This window comes from Marinilactibacillus sp. Marseille-P9653 (assembly GCF_916618885.1).
Classification (GTDB): Bacteria; Bacillota; Bacilli; order Lactobacillales; family Carnobacteriaceae_A; genus Marinilactibacillus.
In genome coordinates this window covers 1-21,136 of sequence record NZ_CAKAKH010000001.1, presented here as the reverse complement: position 1 = coordinate 21,136, position 21,136 = coordinate 1, and the positions used below count along the sequence as shown (strand labels likewise).

The following is a 21,136-nucleotide window of genomic DNA, read 5'->3' as shown; positions in this document are numbered from 1 at the left end:
CATATCAGAATGGCGTTCTTTTTTCATCACTTAACAGGTGAAAATTAAAAAGTAATTATAGACTGCCGTTGAGCAGTTTCAGACGGTTTAAATTAAAAGTATGAATTATTCAGGTCTGATAGATGTTTCAGAAACTAATTATTAAGTGGTTATAATTTAAATATAAATTTGAGCATTACGAAAATGATTAAGCAGTATTTTAAAGAAAAGTTGACAATCACACAGTAGTGATGAAAAATAGGACTCACAATGTAGGGAAGTAGGAGAATACATGTCAGCACAGGCTTACACTATACGAACACATCAATTGGGAGATATGGGGTGGATCACCTACCGTCACGCGATGACCGTAGCGTTAGATTATGGTTGGGGGCAGCCTTTTGAAAGTATGATTGGAGAGATCTCCGCTCAGTTTCTGAAAACATATGATCCAGATAAAGAGCGATGCTTTATTGCTGAACGAGACGGGAAAATGCTAGGTTGTGTATTTGTAGTGAATTCAGGCAAAAAGACTGCCAAGTTAAGGCTACTATTTGTTGAACCAGAAGCACGTGGTCTTGGACTGGCCAAAAGACTAGTAGATGAAGTGGTTCAGTTTTCCAGAGAAGCTGGGTATGAGGCGATTTTGTTATGGACAATGCAAATATTAGATTCGGCTCGACATGTTTACCGAAAAGCTGGATTTGAAATCATTAGTGAAGAAATCAATACAGAATTTGGAGAAAATCTTGTTTCGGAGACATGGGAACTACGCTTAACAGAAAACGAATCTATATAGGAGGGGAAGGGATGACACAAAGATGTGAATGGGTCACTAGTGAACCACTCTATATTGCCTATCACGATAAAGAGTGGGGTAGACCGCTTTACGATGACCAGAGATTATTTGAACTGCTTTGTCTAGAAGGTGCACAAGCCGGACTGAGTTGGTGGACGATTCTCCAAAGGAGAGAAGGGTACCGTAAAGCTTTTAAAGGGTTTGATCCTGAAAAAATCGTCGCGTTCGGTGAAGAAACAATCCAAGAATTGATGTTCAATAAAGAGATCATTCGAAATCAGTTGAAAATCAGAAGTGTACAGTCAAATGCAGCAGCTTATTTGACTATTCAAGAGAGCGGTCAGTCATTTTCAGAATATATTTGGCAGTTTGTTGATGGAAAACAAATCCAGAATCACTGGGTGAACCAAGAAGATGTACCAGCCTTTTCTGAGGAAAGCGTTCGAATGAGTAAGCAGCTTAAAAAAGATGGATTCAAATTTGTAGGTCCAACGATTTGTTATGCCTACATGCAAGCGGTAGGGATGGTTAATGACCATTTAACAACATGTGATTGCTATGAAGCGTGCTGTCAACAGTAGGTATTAGTTGATTAAGGTATCTGTTCAAATAGAGCAGATACTTTTTTTGATTTCAGGGTAACACTTTTAAGGTCGATATCGTTATTAGGAGTGTAAGACGTGATCACAACTTACAAACATCGCTTAAATGATTCGAGTACGAAACGAATCACTACTATTACAAGGAGGAATTTTCATGCAAAAGGAATGGGCAGACAGCAAAGTAGATATCTATCTGGAGGATCTGGAAAATGACCGATTAGTTCGTCAAAGTTTCAATGGGGTCGTTCAAGCACCTACGGATGAACAAATCACAGAATTTATCAATGCAATCGACACGGTCAGTGAATTACCAGCAGCACACGGTATGGTCGTCGAGCAGTATCGTTATTCATTTTAGGAATTAACAAAAACACTATATCATCTATCCCTTATATACAAACAAATTATTAGGAGGAATGCTTTATGGCAACAAAACTAGAATTACGCTTTGAAACAGGCGAAGGAAAGAACAAAACAATTGGAATCAATAAGCCGGCACTTAATCTAGATGTCGAAACTGTGGAATCTGCTATGGAAACAATCGTTTCTCAGGAGCTGTTTGAAAAAGACGGAATCAAGTTGTTTGATTCAATCAAAGGTGCACGTTACGTTACGAGAACTGTAGACGATCTATTTGAAATAAAATAAGGTTACAGAAGAGAGAAGAGCCACTAGAGGCTCTTCTCTTTTTTTAATCGTTTGGTATAATAGATTCAATTGAGAGCCAAGGAGGAATGGGTGTTGAAGAAAGTCGCCATAGGGTTCGTGAAAGGATATCAGAAGCTGATTTCTCCATTATTTCCTGCAACTTGTCGATATTATCCAACCTGTTCTAATTACGCTGTACAGGCGATCGACATGCACGGAGTAGTCAAGGGAAGCACCATGGCAATTTCCAGAATCATTAGGTGTAATCCTTTTGTTTCAGGTGGAGTAGACAAGGTACCTGACCATTTTACCTTGCATAGAAACCAGGATACAATCAATGACATTTACTTGGGAGATGGATTGACGATCTCAATGGATGAAAATGACGTTAAACAAGAAGAAATAGACGCAGTCATCGCTAAGTTAGAAGATAAGATACTTGTAAAAAACAAACAACTTCGTACAGTGAATTATTTGACTGATTTAGTAGACGTTGAAGAACAATCAGTAGCGGAATTGCCGGATGTTTATAAGAATATGAATGATCGTCAGATTTTGAATAAGCAATTTTATCATACACAAGAAGAGTTGGAGAAATTTAAAGAGTATCATTTTTATAAAATTGTTAAAAATAAAAAAAGTGAATCGTACTTCGAACATATCCATCCTAGTCCAATTCACAAAGCGTATCAAAGCGGACAGGAAGTTTATTGTTTTATAGATGAAAGCAGCGGTCATATTGATACAAATAGTCCCTCTCTTGAACAGGCACTGCGTAAAAACAGAGGGATTTCTCAAAAGGATTTCAACGAGAGAAAAGCTCAGTTGATTGATTATTTGCTTTTTCTGGAAAGTCTTCCACATCAGCATTGATTGGAAACTAGCTATATAATGAAGAAACACGATTTTTCGAATAGATAGAGGTGAATAAAATGAAAGAACTCAATAAGAGAATCAAATCCGTTGAAGCTTATCGCACACCCGAATTCAATTGGAAAGCATTGTTGAAATCAATCTTGACATTAGGGTTTGCTAAACCGAAAAAAATGTCTGAAGCAGCTTTATTGTATAAAATTTTGCAAACCGATCATCAAACAATCACAGTATTTTCTGAGACGATGAAAGGTGAACAAGAAAAAATTGCCACATTTCATTTAGAACCAGCAATGTTTTACCAGAAGGTGACGGATGAGGAAAAACTTTCATTAGATGGATACGTCTATCACTTTGATTTAGAAACTATTAAATATGAGTCATAAACATCAGAGGATATAGTGAAAAAAGTTTATAGATATTTTACGGATGTTTATATGGAGGGAACTATTATGAATATAACAATGAGTCCTGAACGTATTGAAGAAATCACAGTTATGCTAACAAGACAGAGAAGTGTTACAGAAACAATTGAGGAACAACTTGTAACAGAAAAGGTCACTCACTTTTTCAAGGAATTAGATTACTTTCAACAAAACCCAGAAGATTTAATGACAATACAGGCACCAAACGATCCTTGGGGTAGGAAAAGTTTGATTTCTATATTACGTGGAAAAAAAGACCCGCAGAACAATAAAACGGTCATTTTGATTGGGCACACGGATACAGTAGGGATTTCTGATTATGGAGACTTAAGAGATTTTGCGCATCTTCCCTATGAAATCACAGAAAAACTTCGTGAAAGAAAAGATCAACTTCCAGAAGAGGTGCAAATCGATCTAGATTCAGGAGACTACTTATTTGGCCGAGGGATTTTTGACATGAAAGCTGGGAATGCCATCATCATGCACTTGATGGAAGAAATTGAAAAAGATCTTGAGAATTTCTCAGGGACAATCATCTATTGTGCAGTCTGTGATGAGGAAGCGAACTCTGTCGGGATGCGTTCTTGTGTTCCAGAGCTCGTCAGACTTCGGGAAGAAAATGGATTTGATTATACAGCTTTGATCAATACAGATTATATGACATCCGAATATCCAGGTGACCAGAACAAATATGTATATGTAGGGACAGTCGGGAAATTGATGCCATCCTTTTATGTTGTTGGTAAAGAAACCCATGTAGGGGAAGCTTTTAAAGGACTCGATCCTAATCAGGTCGTTGCAGAGCTGACGAGAAAAATTAACTTGAATACAGATCTTTGTGATATCGTTGAAGGAGAAGTCACACTACCGCCGATGAGTCTGAAACAACAGGATCTGAAGCCGGAATATTCTGTACAAACAGCTAAGACGGCACATGCTTTCTACAACTTCGCCACTCATTATTCGACTCCGGATATGGTTCTGGAAAAAATGAGAGGAGTAGCGATTGAGGCTTTTGATGCTGTTTTAAAAGATGTGAATACTCAGTATGAAAAATACAGTCAGATGACGAACCGTGCATTCGAGCAGCTTCCTTTCAAAACAAAAGTCATGACCTACAGTGAGTTATACGCTGCTGTCCGAGAAGAAAAAGGCGCTGAACTGGATGAGCAGTTTGAATCCGCTCGGAAGAAATGGCTGATTGATGACTCAATTGATGACCGAGACTATGCGCTAAAAGAAGTAGAATGGTTGCAGACGATGTGGACGAATCAGGAACCCGTTATTTTAATTTACTTTACACCACCTTACTATCCGCATATTTACGTGGAAGGGAAAACAAATCAAGAAAAAGTTCTACTCGAAGCGGTCAAAGAAGCCGTTGATACGACAGAAACAGAGTATCAGCTTGTTTACAAAAAGTTCTTTCCGTATATATCAGATTTGAGTTATGCTGCTGCCCCAAGAGAGGCCGATGCCGTAGACGCATTGAAACTGAATATGCCAGGTTTTGGAGTGAAGTACTCTTTACCATTAGAAGAGATGCAGCAACTTCAGTTACCGGTTGTGGATATTGGACCGTTCGGGAAAGATTCTCACAAATTTACAGAGCGACTAGAAAAAACGTATAGTTTCAATGTAGCACCGATCTTGGTACAGAAAACAGTTTTCAATTTACTAGATTCATAGAATAGGTTGGGCACTTTTCATCATGAAGAGTGCTTTTTCTATGTTTATAACGATTTAAGGAAAAGTTTACGAACTACCCTAATAGAACATGATAAAATAAACTAGAATGAAATTAAAGGGGGCAGAATTATGAAAGTGTTAATTGCAGACGACGATAAAGAAATTTGTGACCTACTGGAAATCTATGTGAAAAACGAAGGGTTTGAAGTAGAGAAAGCACATGACGGTCAGGAGACGCTCGACAAATTATACAATCAAGAAATTGACTGTGTTGTACTAGATGTTATGATGCCTAAGAAAACAGGTCTTGAAGTTGTAAAAGAAATCAGAGAAACGTCTCAACTACCGATATTAATGTTGAGTGCGAAGACGGCTGATGTAGATAAAATTAGAGGACTAGCCAATGGGGCAGATGATTATGTTGTTAAGCCATTCAATCCTTTAGAAGTGGTTGCGCGAATCAAATCTTTAATGAGAAGAAGTTCGTATACAAATAGAGAATCTGAAGCAGGCGAATTAGAAATTGGACCATTAATTATTCGCAAGGATCAGCATCAAGTAGAAACAGTAGATGGAACACTGATTCAATTGACTGCTTTAGAATTTGGTATTTTGTTCTTGCTTGCAAGTAATCCCAATCGAGTATTCAGTGCAGATGAAATTTTTGAAAGAGTCTGGAAACAGGAAAGTCTTGTGCCTGCCAAAACCGTAATGGTTCACGTCAGTCATTTGAGAGATAAGATTGAAAAAGCTACTGGTGGAGAGAACGTCGTCAAAACGGTTTGGGGCGTTGGGTACAAAATAGAAGAAAAACAAAGTTTTGAATAAAGCGTACGACCGATTTAATGAATGGAGTAGATAGATGAAACTCACCATGAGAGAACGATTTCGGTTACTGATCGAAGCGTTTGTTACAGCAGGGATTATTTTGCTTTGCTATCTGGCAGCTTATGAGATACTCGGCTGGTTCATAGAAGCTTTTCCAAGTGTTTTTGATGATCTATGGCTGATAGAAGATATTTACAGACAAAATAATCGACAAGGTTTCTGGGGACTTACACCGTTCGTCTTCTTTTTATTAATCCTAATCGCAATGGGCGCCATCTACTGGAGGCTCAAAAGAAGATACAGGCAATATGAGTTGCGACACATTATTGACGAACTGCATTTTATAGCTCAAGGGAACTATACGCATAGAATTAGAGGGAACTATAGTGGTGGATTCGATAAAGTAGTCGATAGTATTCATGTATTAGTGGATTCAACCGTAGAAGCAATGGAAGAAGAGCGTAGGATAGAACAGTCAAAAGATGAGCTGATCACTAATGTCAGTCATGATATCCGAACCCCACTGACCTCGATCATTGGATACTTAGGGTTGATAGAGGAAGGACGATTTCACTCTACAGAGGATCTTCAAAAATATGTACACACTGCCTATAAAAAAGCTAAGCAGATGAAAGTGCTGGTAGATGATTTGTTTGAATATACAAAAGTTAGACAGACGACTACGCCACTTCAGTTGGTCACTTTTGATATGGTGCAGTTGATTGAGCAATTATCAATTGATTTTGAACTAGAAGCTCGGAGTCATCAAATGGAAATCGTTGTCTCGTCAAATGTTGACCGGATTATGATGACTGCTGATACAGAGAAACTTGTCAGAGTATTCAATAATTTGATTTCCAATGCATTGAAGTACGGAAAAGGTGGCAATACGATTGCAATAGAAATCAATAGAGTAGGTGAAAAAGCTGTGATTTCTGTTAAAAACGATGGAGAGCCTTTACCTAAAGAAGCGGTCGACCAGATATTTGAACGTTTCTACCGAGCGGAGACATCGAGATCTCAAGAAACAGCAGGTACAGGACTCGGTCTCGCAATCGCTCAGAGTATTATAGAGTTACACGGAGGTACCATCACAGCGCAGTCTAGTAAAAAATGGACAAGCTTTGATATTCAATTACCCTTGATCCAAGAAGAATAGCTAGTTTTGAAAAGCATCTATCCTCCCAAGGATAGGTGTTTTTTTGTAACAATCATCTAAAAAAAGAAGCTAATTGAAAATAGACGTACATAGTCATGTCTATTTTATGAAGATACTGGAAAAGTAGTTGTTTTTTCATAAGCGAGAGAGTACCATGAAGAAGGTTGAAATTGAAGAACAATCAGTAACAAGCCGACCAGAAAAATTCAACCCAAAAAAACTCGATGTAAATCGCATCATTTAGGAGAACGTATTTATTTATGAAACTATTCAAAAAAACTTTTAAAAGTATGATCATTTCAGGAATCACCGCTAGTATAGTCGCGCCTATCGCATTGAATGCAGAGTCAGTCGCTCAAGCAGCGCCTCAAGCACCGGAAATTGAAGCAGAAGCAGCATTAGTAGTAGACTTTGATACAAATCAAATTTTGTTGAATCAGAATGCAGATAGTCAAAGAGGTATCGCTTCAATGACTAAAATGTTAGTAGAGTACTTATTATTCCAAGAGATTGAAGCTGGGAACCTTGATTGGAGCACAGAAACGACGATCAGTGAATATGCTCATCAGGTCAGCCAGAATTATGAATTGTCTAATGTTCCTTTAAGACAAGGTGAAACGTATACCATTGAAGAGCTGTACCAAGCGTTGGCAATCTATTCTGCTAATGGTGCGACGATTGCGATTGCAGAAGAAATTGCAGGATCTGAACCGGAACTTGTTGACCGTATGCGTGAGCTTGTTGAATCTTGGGGTGTAACCGAGTTTGAACTATATAATACAACAGGACTGAGTAACGCTTCTTTAGGTGACAATATTTATCCAGGAAGCACAGCGGAAAATGAAAACATTATGTCTGCAAGAGGCATCGCTACTGTTGCCTCTCATCTGTTGAAAGATTATCCAGATGTACTGAAAACCTCTAGTATCCCGAGTATGGTATTCAGAGAAGGTACAAGCGATGCTATCCAGATGAAGAACTGGAACTGGATGCTGGAAGGGTTAATCCATGAAAGACCAAATGTAGATGGACTTAAAACAGGTACAACACCTTTTGCAGGTGCGACATTTACAGGTACTGCTATAGAAGATGGTCGAAGAATTATTACCGTTGTTATGGGTGCAGGAGATGGCGTAACGAATCGTGAACAGCGTTTCAATGAGACAGATAAACTGATGAACTACGGATTTGGTGACTGGGATTCTGCAACGATTATGGAAGAGGATACTGTTCTTGAAGATGTAGAACCTTTAATGATCCGAAATGGTCAAGAAGACCAAGTGGAACTCATGACATCAGAGTCAGTAGACTATTTATTGCCAGAAGGTGTTTCGCAAGAAGATGTCGAGTGGACATTTACACCTGATGAAGAAGCACTAAGTCAAGACGGCACGCTAGAAGCTCCTGTAGAAAAAGGGCAAAATGTAGGTACGTTAACCTTTTCGTTTGAAGGAGACGATTTAGGTTACCTTGACGGAAGCAAGCATAAGGCTATTTCTGTCGTTACTTCAGAAGCAGTAGATCGTGCTGGATTCTTTTCAGTGCTCGGAACATGGTTCGGTGACTTCTTCAGTGGCGTAATGAATCGCTTTTAAGTAGCGAAATAAACGTATTGATTTAATAGGGTAAGTGAAGTAAAATAAATGCATAATAGAATTGAACGTTATAGTGTGAACTAGTAAGTGAAGCGAAGGTCAAGAGAGTCAGTGGGTGGTGTGAACTGATACTTCGTAATCTGAATCCATTGCACGAGTAAATGGTGATGCAGGACTTTTCTTGCTTAAATCATTTCGGTAGAGCCCGTTAAAACTCTTAGAGAGCAGAAGGATTTCCTTCTGAATCAGGGTGGAACCGCGAGAAGCAGTCTTTCGTCCCTTCATAATTGAAGGGGTGGAGACTGCTTTTTTTGTACCCGTTCAACAACAAATAGAAAAGAGGGAATAAAATGTTAGATATAAAGTTAATCCGAACACAATTTGATGAAATCAAGCAGAAATTAGAAACGCGTGGTGTAGACCCACAGGAGTTGATGCAACTTAAAGAGTTGGATGAGAAGAGAAGAGACTATATTCAAAAGTCTGAACAGTTAAAGAAAACTAGAAACGATGTGTCTGACGAAATTGCCAATAAAAAAAGAAATAAAGAAAATGCAGATGATGCCATTGCTTCTATGCAAAAAGTAGGCGCTGAGATCAAACAGATCGACAAAGATTTAGAAGAAATCGAAGTACAATTTCACGGAATTGCTGCTGGCTTACCAAACTTGCCACATGATTCTTTGCCAGTAGGAGCTGATGAAGAGTCGAATCAAGAGATTCGTCGTTGGGGAGAAATCAATGAAACACCTGCGTTTGAGATGAAACCACACTGGGAAATTGGAACAGATCTAGATATTCTAGATTTTGAAAGAGGCGCTAAAGTTGCTAAAAGTCGTTTCTTGTATTACAAAGGCCTAGGAGCGAGATTAGAAAGAGCACTTTATAACTTTATGTTAGATGTGCATACTGAAGAACACGGCTACTATGAAATGATTCCACCATATCTGGTGAACGAAGAATCTCTCTATGGAACCGGTCAGTTCCCGAAATTCAAAGAAGATGTCTTCCAAATCAAAGATACAGCTTTAACGCTAATTCCGACAGCTGAAGTACCACTGACAAATTACTACAGAGACGAAATTCTAGAAGAGGCAGATCTACCGAAGTACTTCACTGCTTTATCTCCATCATTCCGTTCTGAAGCAGGGAGTGCCGGAAGAGACACTAGAGGTCTAATCAGATTACACCAATTCAATAAAGTTGAAATGATCAAATTTGCAAAACCAGAAGACTCTTATGAAGAATTAGAGAAAATGACGGCAAATGCTGAAGCAATCCTTCAGAAACTGAATCTTCCATATAGAGTTGTACTTCTATCTACTGGGGATACAGGATTTGCTGCAGCTAAAACATATGACCTTGAAGTATGGATTCCAGCACAAGACACCTATAGAGAAATTAGTTCTTGTTCAAATACGGAAGCTTTCCAGGCCAGAAGAGCAAAAATCCGTTATAGAAAAGAAGAAGACGGCAAAATAGATTATGTTCATACATTAAATGGTTCAGGACTAGCTATTGGAAGAACCGTTGCAGCTATTCTAGAAAATTACCAGCAAGAAGACGGTTCAGTTAAGGTGCCGGAAGTCCTTGTTCCTTATATGGGTGGTATAACAGAAATCAGGTAAAAGAGTTTATAAGTTGTTTCGATTAAAGGGTGGATTGAATTGGTGATATAATGAGTTGTACCCAATCGATTAGGAGGGAAATTATGTCTGAGAAAAATTTTGAAACAGCGATATTTGCAGGAGGTTGTTTCTGGTGTATGGTGAAACCATTCGATAGTTTGCCAGGAATAGAAAAAGTAACTTCAGGATATACTGGTGGCACTGTAGAAAATCCAACTTACAGACAGGTGACTTCAGGAACAACAGGTCATACCGAAGCTGTTGAAATCAAATATGATCCTTCAAAGATTTCATATGAAGAGTTAGTAGAAATTTACTGGCAACAAACCGACCCTACAGATGCAGGTGGACAATTTGCTGACCGTGGAGATTCTTATAGACCCGTTATATTCTATAACAACGATGAACAAAGAGAAACGGCAGAGGCTTCAAAAAAAGCATTAAATGAAAGTGGTCGCTTCGATCGTCCTATCGTAACGACAATTGAACCAGCTCAACCGTTTTATGAAGCGGAAGACTATCATCAAGACTTTTACAAAAAAGAATCAGCGCACTATAAGAGATATAGTAAAGGTTCAGGAAGAGTCGATTTTATTGATCAAAACTGGGACAAATAAGCTTTTTCTAGGTATTGTTCCAATAAAAGGGAAATGTCGGAAAGCTTGTTCCGGCATTTTTCTTTTATTTTTTTATTAAAATGATTGACAAAGATATAATCCCATTGTATTATATAAGAGTTGCTGCTAATTGATTATTTCTTTTAGCGCCAGCACGAAAACTGTATAGCGGTTATGGCGAGAAGGATCCACCTGTTTCCATTTCGAACACAGAAGTTAAGCTTCTCAGCGCCGAGGATAGTGAGGGGTTTCTCCTTGTGAAAGCAGGACGTCGTTATGCAGCAATCGTTTGATTGTATTATTGGAGGTTTAGCTCAGTTGGGAGAGCATCTGCCTTACAAGCAGAGGGTCAGCGGTTCGAGCCCGTTAACCTCCATAATTTTTTCGGAGCCGTTAGCTCAGTCGGTAGAGCATCTGACTTTTAATCAGAGGGTCGCAGGTTCGAACCCTGCACGGCTCATTGCATAGTGATGTGCAAGCTAAATAGAACAGCGCGGATGTGGCGGAATTGGCAGACGCACTAGATTTAGGATCTAGCGCTTCACGGCGTGGGGGTTCAAGTCCCTCCATCCGCATAGTTCATTTAAAAGATTCAAGCCGGCTTAGCTCAGTTGGTAGAGCAACTGATTTGTAATCAGTAGGTCGAGGGTTCAAATCCTTTAGCCGGCATTTCAGCGAAAGTAGTTCAGTGGTAGAACATCACCTTGCCAAGGTGGGGGTCGCGGGTTCGAATCCCGTCTTTCGCTTGGTTATAGATAAAGCGAATGAATATTTACTTAGTCTTAACAGTAATTGCCGGGGTGGCGGAACTGGTAGACGCACAGGACTTAAAATCCTGCGGTGAGTTTTCACCGTGCCGGTTCGATTCCGGCCCTCGGCATTTGAAATACTCGCACCCTTAGCTCAATTGGATAGAGTACCTGACTACGAATCAGGCGGTTAGAGGTTCGACTCCTCTAGGGTGCATTTCCGAAAGGAAAAAGTAAAGTACGGGAAGTAGCTCAGCTTGGTAGAGCACTTGGTTTGGGACCAAGGGGTCGCAGGTTCGAATCCTGTCTTCCCGATTTTTCTAAAAGAGCCATTTTATAATGGCGGTGTAGCTCAGCTGGCTAGAGCGTACGGTTCATACCCGTGAGGTCGTGGGTTCGACTCCCTCCGCCGCTATCATTGTTTTTCAGAAAATTGGACCTTTAGCTCAGTTGGTTAGAGCAGACGGCTCATAACCGTCCGGTCGCAGGTTCGAATCCTGCAAGGTCCATTTTCAATCGTTCGATATTATCGCGGGGTAGAGCAGTTGGCAGCTCGTCGGGCTCATAACCCGGAGGTCACAGGTTCGAGTCCTGTCCCCGCAATCCAAACAAAATTAACTTGGTCCCGTAGTGTAGCGGTTATCACGCCTGCCTGTCACGCAGGAGATCGCGGGTTCGAATCCCGTCGGGACCGTTCAACTTTATGCGGGTGTAGTTTAGTGGTAAAACCACAGCCTTCCAAGCTGTCGTCGCGAGTTCGATTCTCGTCACCCGCTTTTTGTTTGGGGCCTATAGCTCAGCTGGTTAGAGCGCACGCCTGATAAGCGTGAGGTCGGTGGTTCGAGTCCACTTAGGCCCATTGTTTCATATTAATAAAGTCACTTAACCGGCCCCTTGGTCAAGCGGTTAAGACACCGCCCTTTCACGGCGGTAACACGGGTTCGAATCCCGTAGGGGTCATTAGCAGGAGACTGCTACTATAGATTTACTGGAGGATTACCCAAGTCCGGCTTAAGGGAACGGTCTTGAAAACCGTCAGGTGTGTAAAAACGCGCGTGGGTTCGAATCCCACATCCTCCTTTTAAATGATCGCGGGGTAGAGCAGTTGGCAGCTCGTCGGGCTCATAACCCGGAGGTCGCAGGTTCGAGTCCTGTCCCCGCAATTCAAAATTGAATAATTATATGGTCCCGTAGTGTAGCGGTTATCACGCCTGCCTGTCACGCAGGAGATCGCGGGTTCGAATCCCGTCGGGACCGTAGTAACATTTTCCAAGGCGCAGTAGCTCAGTTGGTAGAGCAACGGATTGAAGCTCCGTGTGTCGGCAGTTCGACTCTGTCCTGCGCCATTGGAGGGATAGCGAAGTGGCTAAACGCGGCGGACTGTAAATCCGCTCCTTCGGGTTCGTAGGTTCGAATCCTACTCCCTCCATTTTTAGGGGTATAGTTTAACGGTAGAACTATGGTCTCCAAAACCATCAATGTGGGTTCGATTCCTACTACCCCTGTGGTTCAATTAAATATTATGGCGATTGTGGCGAAGTGGTTAACGCACCGGGTTGTGGTCTCGGCATTCGTGGGTTCGATCCCCATCAGTCGCCCTTTGATTTTTGGGCTATAGCCAAGCGGTAAGGCAGCGGGTTTTGATCCCGTCATTCCCCAGGTTCGAATCCTGGTAGCCCAGTTTCATACCAAATGAATAAATTGTATGGCGGTATAGCCAAGTGGTAAGGCAGAGGTCTGCAAAACCTTCATCACCGGTTCAAATCCGGTTACCGCCTTGTCTGACAGTTAAATAGACTTAACAGGCCGGCGTGGCGGAATTGGTAGACGCGCTGGACTCAAAATCCAGTGCCCGTTAGGGCGTGCCGGTTCGACTCCGGCCGCCGGTATTGAAAAAGCAAATACTTTTTCAAAAAGCTGTTGACACTAATGTAGCAGCGTGATATGATATATAGGTTGCTGTTAAAGATATCAACTTGATCGAGTAACTTGATCAAAAACAACTTTTAAAAAAGTTGTTGACATCAAAACAACAACATGGTATGATATATGAGTTGCTGTTAAAGCGGCAACGACATAACACGAAACAATAAAGAGTAGATCTTTGAAAACTGAACAAAGTAAAAACAACCAAATGTGCAGGGGTCTTCGATTCATTTATGAATCAAGACAACTAAACGAATGAACAAGGTTCATTCACAATTTTTAATCAATGAGCAAGTCAAACACTTAAAACGAGAGTTTGATCCTGGCTCAGGACGAACGCTGGCGGTATGCCTAATACATGCAAGTCGAACGATGAAATTCTCTGCTTGCAGAGAATGGATTAGTGGCGAACGGGTGAGTAACACGTGGGTAACCTGCCCATAAGAGGGGGATAACATTCGGAAACGGATGCTAATACCGCATAGGTCTTTGAGACGCCTGTCTCTTAGATGAAAGGTGGCTTCGGCTGCCACTTATGGATGGACCCGCGGCGTATTAGCTAGTTGGTAAGGTAATGGCTTACCAAGGCTTTGATACGTAGCCGACCTGAGAGGGTGATCGGCCACACTGGGACTGAGACACGGCCCAGACTCCTACGGGAGGCAGCAGTAGGGAATCTTCCACAATGGGTGAAAACCTGATGGAGCAATACCGCGTGAGTGAAGAAGGTCTTCGGATCGTAAAGCTCTGTTGTTAGAGAAGAATAAGTCGGGTAGTAACTGCCCCGACCTTGACGGTATCTAACCAGAAAGTCACGGCTAACTACGTGCCAGCAGCCGCGGTAATACGTAGGTGACAAGCGTTGTCCGGATTTATTGGGCGTAAAGCGAGCGCAGGCGGTCTTTTAAGTCTGATGTGAAAGCCCACGGCTCAACCGTGGAATGTCATTGGAAACTGGAAGACTTGAATGCAGAAGAGGAAAGTGGAATTCCATGTGTAGCGGTGAAATGCGTAGATATATGGAGGAACACCAGTGGCGAAGGCGACTTTCTGGTCTGTAATTGACGCTGAGGCTCGAAAGCGTGGGGAGCGAACAGGATTAGATACCCTGGTAGTCCACGCCGTAAACGATGAGTGCTAAGTGTTGGAGTGTTTCCGCCCTTCAGTGCTGGAGCTAACGCATTAAGCACTCCGCCTGGGGAGTACGGCCGCAAGGCTGAAACTCAAAGGAATTGACGGGGACCCGCACAAGCGGTGGAGCATGTGGTTTAATTCGAAGCAACGCGAAGAACCTTACCAAGTCTTGACATCCTCTGAACACTCTAGAGATAGAGCTTTCCCTTCGGGGACAGAGTGACAGGTGGTGCATGGTTGTCGTCAGCTCGTGTCGTGAGATGTTGGGTTAAGTCCCGTAACGAGCGCAACCCCTATTGTTAGTTGCCAGCATTCAGTTGGGCACTCTAGCGAGACTGCCGGTGATAAACCGGAGGAAGGCGGGGATGACGTCAAATCATCATGCCCCTTATGACTTGGGCTACACACGTGCTACAATGGATGGTACAACGAGTCGCCAGACCGCAAGGTTGAGCTAATCTCTTAAAGCCATTCTCAGTTCGGATTGTAGGCTGCAACTCGCCTGCATGAAGCTGGAATCGCTAGTAATCGCGGATCAGAACGCCGCGGTGAATACGTTCCCGGGTCTTGTACACACCGCCCGTCACACCACGAAAGTCCGTAACACCCGAAGTCGGTAGGGTAACCCTTAGGGGAGCCAGCCGCCGAAGGTGGGATGGATGATTGGGGTGAAGTCGTAACAAGGTAGCCGTATCGGAAGGTGCGGCTGGATCACCTCCTTTCTAAGGATATTGCCTTAAGGGCAAACGGAACCTTGCACAGGTTACTTTACTTTGTTTAGTTTTGAAGGATTTATTCCTTCTATACTTTGTTCTTTGAAAACTGGATAGTTGAATTAATAACAAACATGTTAAGAAACAACACCGAGATTAACAAATTGAGAAAGTTTTGTTCCTTGAATAGAACTCTCATCGCTAATTAATATCATACTCTTAACCGCAAGGTTAAGTGAACAAGGGCGCACGGTGGATGCCTTGGCACTAGGAGCCGACGAAGGACGGGACGAACACCGATATGCTTTGGGGAGCTGTAAGTGAGCTTTGATCCAAAGATTTCCGAATGGGGGAACCCATCACCAGTCATAGGGTGATATCTTTTCAGTGAATACATAGCTGAGAAGAAGGTAGACGTGGGGAACTGAAACATCTAAGTACCTGCAGGAAGAGAAAGCAAATGCGATTCCCTGAGTAGCGGCGAGCGAAACGGGAAGAGGCCAAACCAAAGAGCTTGCTCTTTGGGGTTGTAGGACCGGCGATATGGACGAGTAAAGATAGTAGAAGAACCTGGAATGGTTCGCGAGACAGGGTGAAAGCCCCGTATACGACATCTGATCTTACCTAGCTGGTATCCTGAGTACGGCGGAACACGAGAAATTCCGTCGGAATCCGGGAGGACCATCTCCCAAGCCTAAATACTTCCTAGTGACCGATAGTGAACCAGTACCGTGAGGGAAAGGTGAAAAGAACCCCGGAAGGGGAGTGAAACAGCACCTGAAACCGTGTGCTTACAAGTAGTCAAAGCCCTTTTACGGGTGATGGCGTACCTTTTGTAGAATGGACCGGCGAGTGACGATGTCATGCAAGGTTAAGCCGAAGAGGTGGAGCCGCAGCGAAAGCGAGTCTGAATAGGGCGTTTAGTATGCCGTCGTCGACCCGAAACCAAGTGACCTACCCATGTCCAGGGTGAAGGTGCAGTGAAATGCACTGGAGGCCCGAACCCACGTACGTTGAAAAGTGCGGGGATGAGGTGTGGGTAGCGGAGAAATTCCAATCGAACTTGGAGATAGCTGGTTCTCTCCGAAATAGCTTTAGGGCTAGCCTCGGATAGTGCATCGTGGAGGTAGAGCGACTGTTTGGACTAGGGGCCCTTATCGGGTTACCGAATCCTGATAAACTCCGAATGCCACTGTATGTAGATCCGGGAGTCACACTGCGAGTGATAAGATCCGTAGTGGAAAGGGAAACAGCCCAGACCGTCGGTTAAGGTCCCAAAATTCTTGTTAAGTGGAAAAGGATGTGGGACTGCTCAGACAACTAGGATGTTGGCTTAGAAGCAGCCATCATTTAAAGAGTGCGTAATAGCTCACTAGTCGAGTGGTCCTGCGCCGAAAATTTACCGGGGCTAAACAAGATACCGAAACCACGGATAGAACCTTATGGTTCTATGGTAGGAGAGCGTTCTAAGGGCATTGAAGCAAGATCGTGAGGACTTGTGGAGCGCTTAGAAGTGAGAATGCCGGTATGAGTAGCGAAACACGGGTGAGAATCCCGTGCACCGAATGACTAAGGTTTCCTGGGGAAGGCTCGTCCTCCCAGGGTTAGTCGGGACCTAAGCCGAGGCCGATAGGCGTAGGCGATGGACAACAGGTAGAGATTCCTGTACCAGTCTGCTTTGTTTGAACAATGGAGGGACGCAGAAGGCTAAGATAAGCGCGCTGTTGGATATGCGCGCCCAAGCAATAAGTCTTGATATGAGTCAAATGCTTATATCTATACGGACAAGTTGTGATGGGGAGGGAAATTATAGTACCGAAGTATCTGATGTCACACTGTCAAGAAAAGCTTCTAGTTAGAAGTAGGCTGCCCGTACCGCAAACCGACACAGGTAGTCGAGGAGAGAATCCTAAGGTGATCGAGAGAACTCTCGTTAAGGAACTCGGCAAAATGACCCCGTAACTTCGGGAGAAGGGGTGCTGACCATCTGGTCAGCCGCAGTGAATAGGCCCAAGCGACTGTTTACCAAAAACACAGGTCTCTGCTAATTCGAAAGAAGATGTATAGGGGCTGACACCTGCCCGGTGCTGGAAGGTTAAGAGGAAAGGTTAGCTTCGGCGAAGCTTTGAATTGAAGCCCCAGTAAACGGCGGCCGTAACTATAACGGTCCTAAGGTAGCGAAATTCCTTGTCGGGTAAGTTCCGACCCGCACGAAAGGTGTAACGATTTGGGCACTGTCTCAACGAGAGACTCGGTGAAATTATAGTACCTGTGAAGATGCAGGTTACCCGCGACAGGACGGAAAGACCCCATGGAGCTTTACTGTAGTTTGATATTGAGTGTCTGTACAGCTTGTACAGGATAGGTAGGAGCCAATGAAGCCAGAACGCCAGTTTTGGTGGAGGCAATGGTGGGATACTACCCTCGCTGTATGGCCACTCTAACCCGCAACCGTAATCCGGTTGGGAGACAGTGTCAGATGGGCAGTTTGACTGGGGCGGTCGCCTCCTAAAGAGTAACGGAGGCGCCCAAAGGTTCCCTCAGAATGGTTGGAAATCATTCGCAGAGTGTAAAGGCAAAAGGGAGCTTGACTGCGAGACCTACAAGTCGAGCAGGGACGAAAGTCGGGCTTAGTGATCCGGTGGTTCCGTATGGAAGGGCCATCGCTCAACGGATAAAAGCTACCCTGGGGATAACAGGCTTATCTCCCCCAAGAGTTCACATCGACGGGGAGGTTTGGCACCTCGATGTCGGCTCGTCGCATCCTGGGGCTGTAGTCGGTCCCAAGGGTTGGGCTGTTCGCCCATTAAAGCGGCACGCGAGCTGGGTTCAGAACGTCGTGAGACAGTTCGGTCCCTATCCGTCGCGGGCGTTGGAAATTTGAGAAGAGCTATCCTTAGTACGAGAGGACCGGGATGGACACACCGCTGGTGTACCAGTTGTCTTGCCAAAGGCATCGCTGGGTAGCTATGTGTGGACGGGATAAACGCTGAAAGCATCTAAGCGTGAAGCCCCCTTCAAGATGAGATTTCCCATTCCTTTAAGGAAGTAAGATCCCTGAAAGATGATCAGGTAGATAGGCTGGAAGTGGAAGTACAGTGATGTATGGAGCGGACCAGTACTAATCGATCGAGGACTTAACCACAAAACGGGGTTAAGAGTATGAGGGTGTTGCGTCAAAACATGTTTGCAAGCATTCAACTATCTAGTTTTCAGAGAACAACGTTCTCTTATAAAAAGAAAAAGAGTCATTGTGCGGTAATGATGGCGGGAAGGATCCACCTGTTCCCATTCCGAACACAGCCGTTAAGCTTCCCAGCGCCGAGGATAGTGAGGGGTTTCCCCTTGTGAAAGCAGGACGTTGCCGTGCAGTTCTTTTTTTTTATCTAATACCATTTTTTGATTCCGCAATAGCTCAGTTGGTAGAGCGCGCGACTGTTAATCGCGTTGTCGCAGGTTCGAGCCCTGCTTGCGGAGTTTTTTTGTACCTATATTTAGAGAGCAGAGGCCTGATTACTCGATTATCAGGCCTCTTTTTTGCGGTTAATTTGTTAAACTTAGAAGGTAAAAGTAATTTTATTAATGTAATTATGATAGATCTAACTAGTTTTAGTTATTAAGCGCTATTCATCATCACAAAGAAAATATACCAATAAAAAGACTATGGAGGAAATTTATGATCAATATTGAAATCGTATGATGCACTAACATCATTAATATTTACCGAATACCAACCAGTTTTTTTATAGAAAGATAAGGAATAGATAATAAAAGAATTGATATACCAAGTCAAGAGATTAAGGGGAAGTGAAATGCTAACAAGCGTTAAAAATGTCCTTTCAAATTTTAATAAAACTGTTTACTTTGACACTTATCATTTGCTTCGTGAGAAGACACGAGATACAAATATAGTACAGCAGTGTAGTGAACAGTTAATTGGATTCTTGAAAGGTTCTTTAAATAGACAGGATGAGTATTTTATTAAAGGTGCCCTTGGAAATTTATATAGGATAAATGGAGAAACAAAAAAGGCAATTCACTATCTTACCTTTTGCCTTCAGTATGCTAGGGAGTGTCAGGATACCTCAAAAGAAATAGTTTCACTAATAAGGCTGGGAGAAGCTTTGAAATATAGTGATGACCATCAAGGTGCACTGAATAATTTTAATCAGGCATTAGAAAGAAGTCAGTCTGATAATATAGAGAACTATGTCGATTTCGTACAACAGCATAAAGGAAAGTGTCTTATGGAAATGACAGGGTTTGATGAGGCAGAGAGTTGCTTCTTAGAGGCATTTTAAATAAGGGAGCAAAAAGGAGATAGAGAGTTGATTAGGTCTACTCAAAAAGCAGTCAACTTTTTAAAAGAGTTAACCAAGTCAGAGACTAACGTAACTTAAGGGTTGCTTGGTAAATTGGCGGTGTAGGTTAATGAACCTTGTAAAATACGAAGTGGCTTCCAAGTCTATGGAAGTGCTATTTTGTACTCAAAGTAAACATCAACCAGTAAACCAGCATAGTTGAGAATGAATAGGTTAATGGTTAAGAAGGCGTAAAGCGATTAGCGTAAGAGGAATAAAACAATAGATACGAAACTAGCCAAGCAACTCTGTATTTGTAGAGTGAAGTATCAGATATCAAATCTATAGCAATCTGTTATCATACTGAGATAATCGAAGTTTAAGCTTATACAGAAATCACACTAGCGTTTTCTGCATAAGTCTAATCATTAAGAAAGGAAATTTCCAAAAGAAGAACAGTTGAATAATAATAAATATCAATAGTTCTTTGTCAGTAATATAGTTAAGTATGAAGATATATGAAATCAGTATCATTGGATATCGGCGTTTTGATTAATAAAATTCGATTATCTAGTAAATGTAAAAGAGGATTAAAAGATTTATTTGAATAAGTATTGCCTGAAGTAGAGAGCGAACGACTGAGCGATGATAAAAAATACTATATAGAATCCTTAATGACTCTCTACTGTATAAGATTGTATACATAGGATTCAATAATAATTAAATCAAAGTTCCAAGTACTACTAGGCAATGGCCAAACGACGTTAGCGACAAGGGACTAAACAAAATTAATAATTGGTAGAAGGATTGTTCACTACATACATAAAGAAGTTGAGCTAGATTTATACAAAAATAAAAAAGATACTTTCTTCATGTTATCTGTAACGATTCACAACTGAGAGAACGGATGAAAACAAACCATATATCTAATACATTATGTTTGTCATAAAGTAGAGTAAAAAAAGAGAACACACTCAAGTGATTTAAACATACCTGTTAGTAAAAAGATAAATACACTTCTTTGTATAAGAATATTATTGGATATTTATTTGAACTGGAATAAAATCTAATGACTGCTTAGAGAGAGAATTTCTCTAACCAAATAAAAAATAATTAGTAATTAAATCTATTCTGAAACACTGATATGATAGACTTTTACAAAGGATTCATATATACTAATGAGTGATAAAAATAGGAGATTTCAAATTTCGCTGTTGACGGAGTCTCAATCCCGTGATATTATATAAAAGTTGCTGATAACGACGTTGACTCGATTGAATAACTTGATCGAAAACATCTTTAAAAAAATGTTGACATCAAAGGTGACAGCGTGGTATGATATACAGGTTGCTGTTAAAGATATCAACTTGATCGAGTAACTTGATCAAAAACAACTTTTAAAAAAGTTGTTGACATCAAAACAACAACATGGTATGATATATGAGTTGCTGTTAAAGCGGCAACGACATAA

Annotated in this window: 12 protein-coding genes, 26 tRNA genes, 4 rRNA genes, 1 pseudogene and 1 other annotated feature; all 43 genes and pseudogenes read left to right on the top strand. The window is 41.9% G+C overall.

The genetic code is table 11. From position 1 onward, the window contains the following. The first annotated feature begins 271 nt into the window (after positions 1-271). The 43 genes and pseudogenes from LG377_RS00215 (at position 272) to LG377_RS00005 (ending at position 19,665) form a co-directional block, all read left to right on the top strand. On the top strand, positions 272-778 hold the full coding sequence (locus LG377_RS00215) for a GNAT family N-acetyltransferase (protein WP_225742724.1): 507 nt from the start codon (positions 272-274) through the stop codon (positions 776-778). Positions 779-789: 11 nt separating this feature from the next. Next, positions 790-1,359 carry a DNA-3-methyladenine glycosylase I gene (locus LG377_RS00210; RefSeq protein ID WP_225742723.1) on the top strand — a complete coding sequence of 190 codons (570 nt, stop codon included), beginning with the start codon at positions 790-792 and terminating at the stop codon, positions 1,357-1,359. Between the two features lie 175 nt (positions 1,360-1,534). After that, entirely contained in the window at positions 1,535-1,738 is a 204-nt protein-coding gene (locus tag LG377_RS00205) for a hypothetical protein (protein WP_225742722.1), read from the top strand. Positions 1,739-1,803: 65 nt separating this feature from the next. Continuing rightward, positions 1,804-2,028: a DUF2922 domain-containing protein gene (locus LG377_RS00200; protein ID WP_225742721.1), complete on the top strand. Its 225-nt coding sequence runs from the start codon at positions 1,804-1,806 to the stop codon at positions 2,026-2,028. A gap of 93 nt (positions 2,029-2,121) precedes the next feature. Then, positions 2,122-2,352, top strand: a pseudogene (gene yidD / locus LG377_RS00195) (membrane protein insertion efficiency factor YidD); the annotation flags it as partial. 608 nt (positions 2,353-2,960) lie between these two features. Then, entirely contained in the window at positions 2,961-3,287 is a 327-nt protein-coding gene (locus LG377_RS00190) for a hypothetical protein (RefSeq protein ID WP_225742720.1), read from the top strand. 66 nt (positions 3,288-3,353) lie between these two features. Continuing rightward, positions 3,354-5,015 (top strand): M20/M25/M40 family metallo-hydrolase, encoded by a 1,662-nt coding sequence (locus LG377_RS00185; protein WP_225742719.1) that lies wholly within the window; start codon positions 3,354-3,356, stop codon positions 5,013-5,015. A gap of 129 nt (positions 5,016-5,144) precedes the next feature. Further along, positions 5,145-5,843, top strand: a complete 699-nt coding sequence (locus LG377_RS00180; protein ID WP_225742718.1) for a response regulator transcription factor — start codon at positions 5,145-5,147, stop codon at positions 5,841-5,843. Between the two features lie 34 nt (positions 5,844-5,877). Then, positions 5,878-7,002, top strand: coding sequence for a cell wall metabolism sensor histidine kinase WalK (locus LG377_RS00175; RefSeq protein ID WP_225742717.1), 1,125 nt, complete (start codon positions 5,878-5,880; stop codon positions 7,000-7,002). Positions 7,003-7,262: 260 nt separating this feature from the next. Further along, on the top strand, positions 7,263-8,597 hold the full coding sequence (locus tag LG377_RS00170) for a serine hydrolase (RefSeq protein ID WP_225742716.1): 1,335 nt from the start codon (positions 7,263-7,265) through the stop codon (positions 8,595-8,597). A 61-nt stretch (positions 8,598-8,658) separates the two neighbouring features. Next, positions 8,659-8,881: a binding site (T-box leader), on the top strand. Positions 8,882-8,947: 66 nt separating this feature from the next. After that, positions 8,948-10,225 carry a serine--tRNA ligase gene (gene serS / locus LG377_RS00165; protein WP_225742715.1) on the top strand — a complete coding sequence of 426 codons (1,278 nt, stop codon included), beginning with the start codon at positions 8,948-8,950 and terminating at the stop codon, positions 10,223-10,225. An 83-nt stretch (positions 10,226-10,308) separates the two neighbouring features. Next, on the top strand, positions 10,309-10,842 hold the full coding sequence (gene msrA, locus LG377_RS00160) for a peptide-methionine (S)-S-oxide reductase MsrA (protein ID WP_225742714.1): 534 nt from the start codon (positions 10,309-10,311) through the stop codon (positions 10,840-10,842). 164 nt (positions 10,843-11,006) lie between these two features. Further along, positions 11,007-11,122, top strand: a 5S ribosomal RNA gene (rrf, locus tag LG377_RS00155). 23 nt (positions 11,123-11,145) lie between these two features. After that, positions 11,146-11,218, top strand: a tRNA-Val gene (locus LG377_RS00150). A gap of 11 nt (positions 11,219-11,229) precedes the next feature. Further along, positions 11,230-11,302: transfer RNA gene (locus tag LG377_RS00145), tRNA-Lys, on the top strand. Positions 11,303-11,335: 33 nt separating this feature from the next. Then, a tRNA-Leu gene (locus LG377_RS00140) sits at positions 11,336-11,417 on the top strand. A 21-nt stretch (positions 11,418-11,438) separates the two neighbouring features. Next, positions 11,439-11,511, top strand: a tRNA-Thr gene (locus LG377_RS00135). Between the two features lie 5 nt (positions 11,512-11,516). Beyond that, a tRNA-Gly gene (locus LG377_RS00130) sits at positions 11,517-11,588 on the top strand. A gap of 48 nt (positions 11,589-11,636) precedes the next feature. Then, positions 11,637-11,722 (top strand) — tRNA-Leu (locus LG377_RS00125). Positions 11,723-11,734: 12 nt separating this feature from the next. After that, a tRNA-Arg gene (locus LG377_RS00120) sits at positions 11,735-11,808 on the top strand. Positions 11,809-11,832: 24 nt separating this feature from the next. Next, positions 11,833-11,906, top strand: a tRNA-Pro gene (locus LG377_RS00115). Positions 11,907-11,932: 26 nt separating this feature from the next. Further along, a tRNA-Met gene (locus tag LG377_RS00110) sits at positions 11,933-12,006 on the top strand. 20 nt (positions 12,007-12,026) lie between these two features. Beyond that, positions 12,027-12,100, top strand: a tRNA-Ile gene (locus LG377_RS00105). A gap of 21 nt (positions 12,101-12,121) precedes the next feature. Further along, positions 12,122-12,194 (top strand) — tRNA-Met (locus LG377_RS00100). Positions 12,195-12,212: 18 nt separating this feature from the next. Next, positions 12,213-12,285, top strand: a tRNA-Asp gene (locus tag LG377_RS00095). An 11-nt stretch (positions 12,286-12,296) separates the two neighbouring features. Continuing rightward, positions 12,297-12,367: transfer RNA gene (locus LG377_RS00090), tRNA-Gly, on the top strand. A gap of 9 nt (positions 12,368-12,376) precedes the next feature. Next, positions 12,377-12,450: transfer RNA gene (locus LG377_RS00085), tRNA-Ile, on the top strand. A gap of 29 nt (positions 12,451-12,479) precedes the next feature. Continuing rightward, a tRNA-Glu gene (locus tag LG377_RS00080) sits at positions 12,480-12,551 on the top strand. Between the two features lie 30 nt (positions 12,552-12,581). After that, a tRNA-Ser gene (locus LG377_RS00075) sits at positions 12,582-12,671 on the top strand. 10 nt (positions 12,672-12,681) lie between these two features. Beyond that, a tRNA-Met gene (locus tag LG377_RS00070) sits at positions 12,682-12,754 on the top strand. A gap of 21 nt (positions 12,755-12,775) precedes the next feature. Further along, positions 12,776-12,848 (top strand) — tRNA-Asp (locus LG377_RS00065). Between the two features lie 16 nt (positions 12,849-12,864). Next, positions 12,865-12,937, top strand: a tRNA-Phe gene (locus tag LG377_RS00060). A gap of 2 nt (positions 12,938-12,939) precedes the next feature. Beyond that, positions 12,940-13,020: transfer RNA gene (locus LG377_RS00055), tRNA-Tyr, on the top strand. 5 nt (positions 13,021-13,025) lie between these two features. Then, positions 13,026-13,096, top strand: a tRNA-Trp gene (locus LG377_RS00050). Between the two features lie 20 nt (positions 13,097-13,116). Beyond that, a tRNA-His gene (locus LG377_RS00045) sits at positions 13,117-13,189 on the top strand. Between the two features lie 10 nt (positions 13,190-13,199). Beyond that, positions 13,200-13,272: transfer RNA gene (locus LG377_RS00040), tRNA-Gln, on the top strand. A 26-nt stretch (positions 13,273-13,298) separates the two neighbouring features. After that, positions 13,299-13,369: transfer RNA gene (locus tag LG377_RS00035), tRNA-Cys, on the top strand. Between the two features lie 27 nt (positions 13,370-13,396). Further along, positions 13,397-13,480 (top strand) — tRNA-Leu (locus LG377_RS00030). A gap of 341 nt (positions 13,481-13,821) precedes the next feature. Then, positions 13,822-15,373: ribosomal RNA gene (locus LG377_RS00025) — 16S ribosomal RNA — on the top strand. A 220-nt stretch (positions 15,374-15,593) separates the two neighbouring features. Further along, positions 15,594-18,509 (top strand): 23S ribosomal RNA (locus LG377_RS00020). A gap of 109 nt (positions 18,510-18,618) precedes the next feature. After that, positions 18,619-18,734 (top strand): 5S ribosomal RNA (gene rrf, locus LG377_RS00015). Together the 16S, 23S and 5S rRNA genes with 26 tRNA genes alongside form the textbook arrangement of a ribosomal RNA operon. Positions 18,735-18,768: 34 nt before the next feature. Further along, a tRNA-Asn gene (locus tag LG377_RS00010) sits at positions 18,769-18,841 on the top strand. Positions 18,842-19,176: 335 nt separating this feature from the next. Further along, positions 19,177-19,665 carry a tetratricopeptide repeat protein gene (locus LG377_RS00005; protein ID WP_225742713.1) on the top strand — a complete coding sequence of 163 codons (489 nt, stop codon included), beginning with the start codon at positions 19,177-19,179 and terminating at the stop codon, positions 19,663-19,665. Positions 19,666-21,136: the final 1,471 nt, after the last annotated feature.

Bases quoted from the DNA above. Each gene is read 5' to 3' on its own strand.
- LG377_RS00205 (WP_225742722.1), top strand. From the start codon at position 1,535: ATGCAAAAGGAATGGGCAGACAGCAAAGTAGATATCTATCTGGAGGAT.
- serS (WP_225742715.1), top strand. From the start codon at position 8,948: ATGTTAGATATAAAGTTAATCCGAACACAATTTGATGAAATCAAGCAG.
- LG377_RS00215 (WP_225742724.1), top strand. From the start codon at position 272: ATGTCAGCACAGGCTTACACTATACGAACACATCAATTGGGAGATATG.
- LG377_RS00180 (WP_225742718.1), top strand. From the start codon at position 5,145: ATGAAAGTGTTAATTGCAGACGACGATAAAGAAATTTGTGACCTACTG.
- LG377_RS00200 (WP_225742721.1), top strand. From the start codon at position 1,804: ATGGCAACAAAACTAGAATTACGCTTTGAAACAGGCGAAGGAAAGAAC.
- LG377_RS00190 (WP_225742720.1), top strand. From the start codon at position 2,961: ATGAAAGAACTCAATAAGAGAATCAAATCCGTTGAAGCTTATCGCACA.
- LG377_RS00185 (WP_225742719.1), top strand. From the start codon at position 3,354: ATGAATATAACAATGAGTCCTGAACGTATTGAAGAAATCACAGTTATG.
- LG377_RS00005 (WP_225742713.1), top strand. From the start codon at position 19,177: ATGCTAACAAGCGTTAAAAATGTCCTTTCAAATTTTAATAAAACTGTT.
- LG377_RS00170 (WP_225742716.1), top strand. From the start codon at position 7,263: ATGAAACTATTCAAAAAAACTTTTAAAAGTATGATCATTTCAGGAATC.
- LG377_RS00210 (WP_225742723.1), top strand. From the start codon at position 790: ATGACACAAAGATGTGAATGGGTCACTAGTGAACCACTCTATATTGCC.
- LG377_RS00175 (WP_225742717.1), top strand. From the start codon at position 5,878: ATGAAACTCACCATGAGAGAACGATTTCGGTTACTGATCGAAGCGTTT.
- msrA (WP_225742714.1), top strand. From the start codon at position 10,309: ATGTCTGAGAAAAATTTTGAAACAGCGATATTTGCAGGAGGTTGTTTC.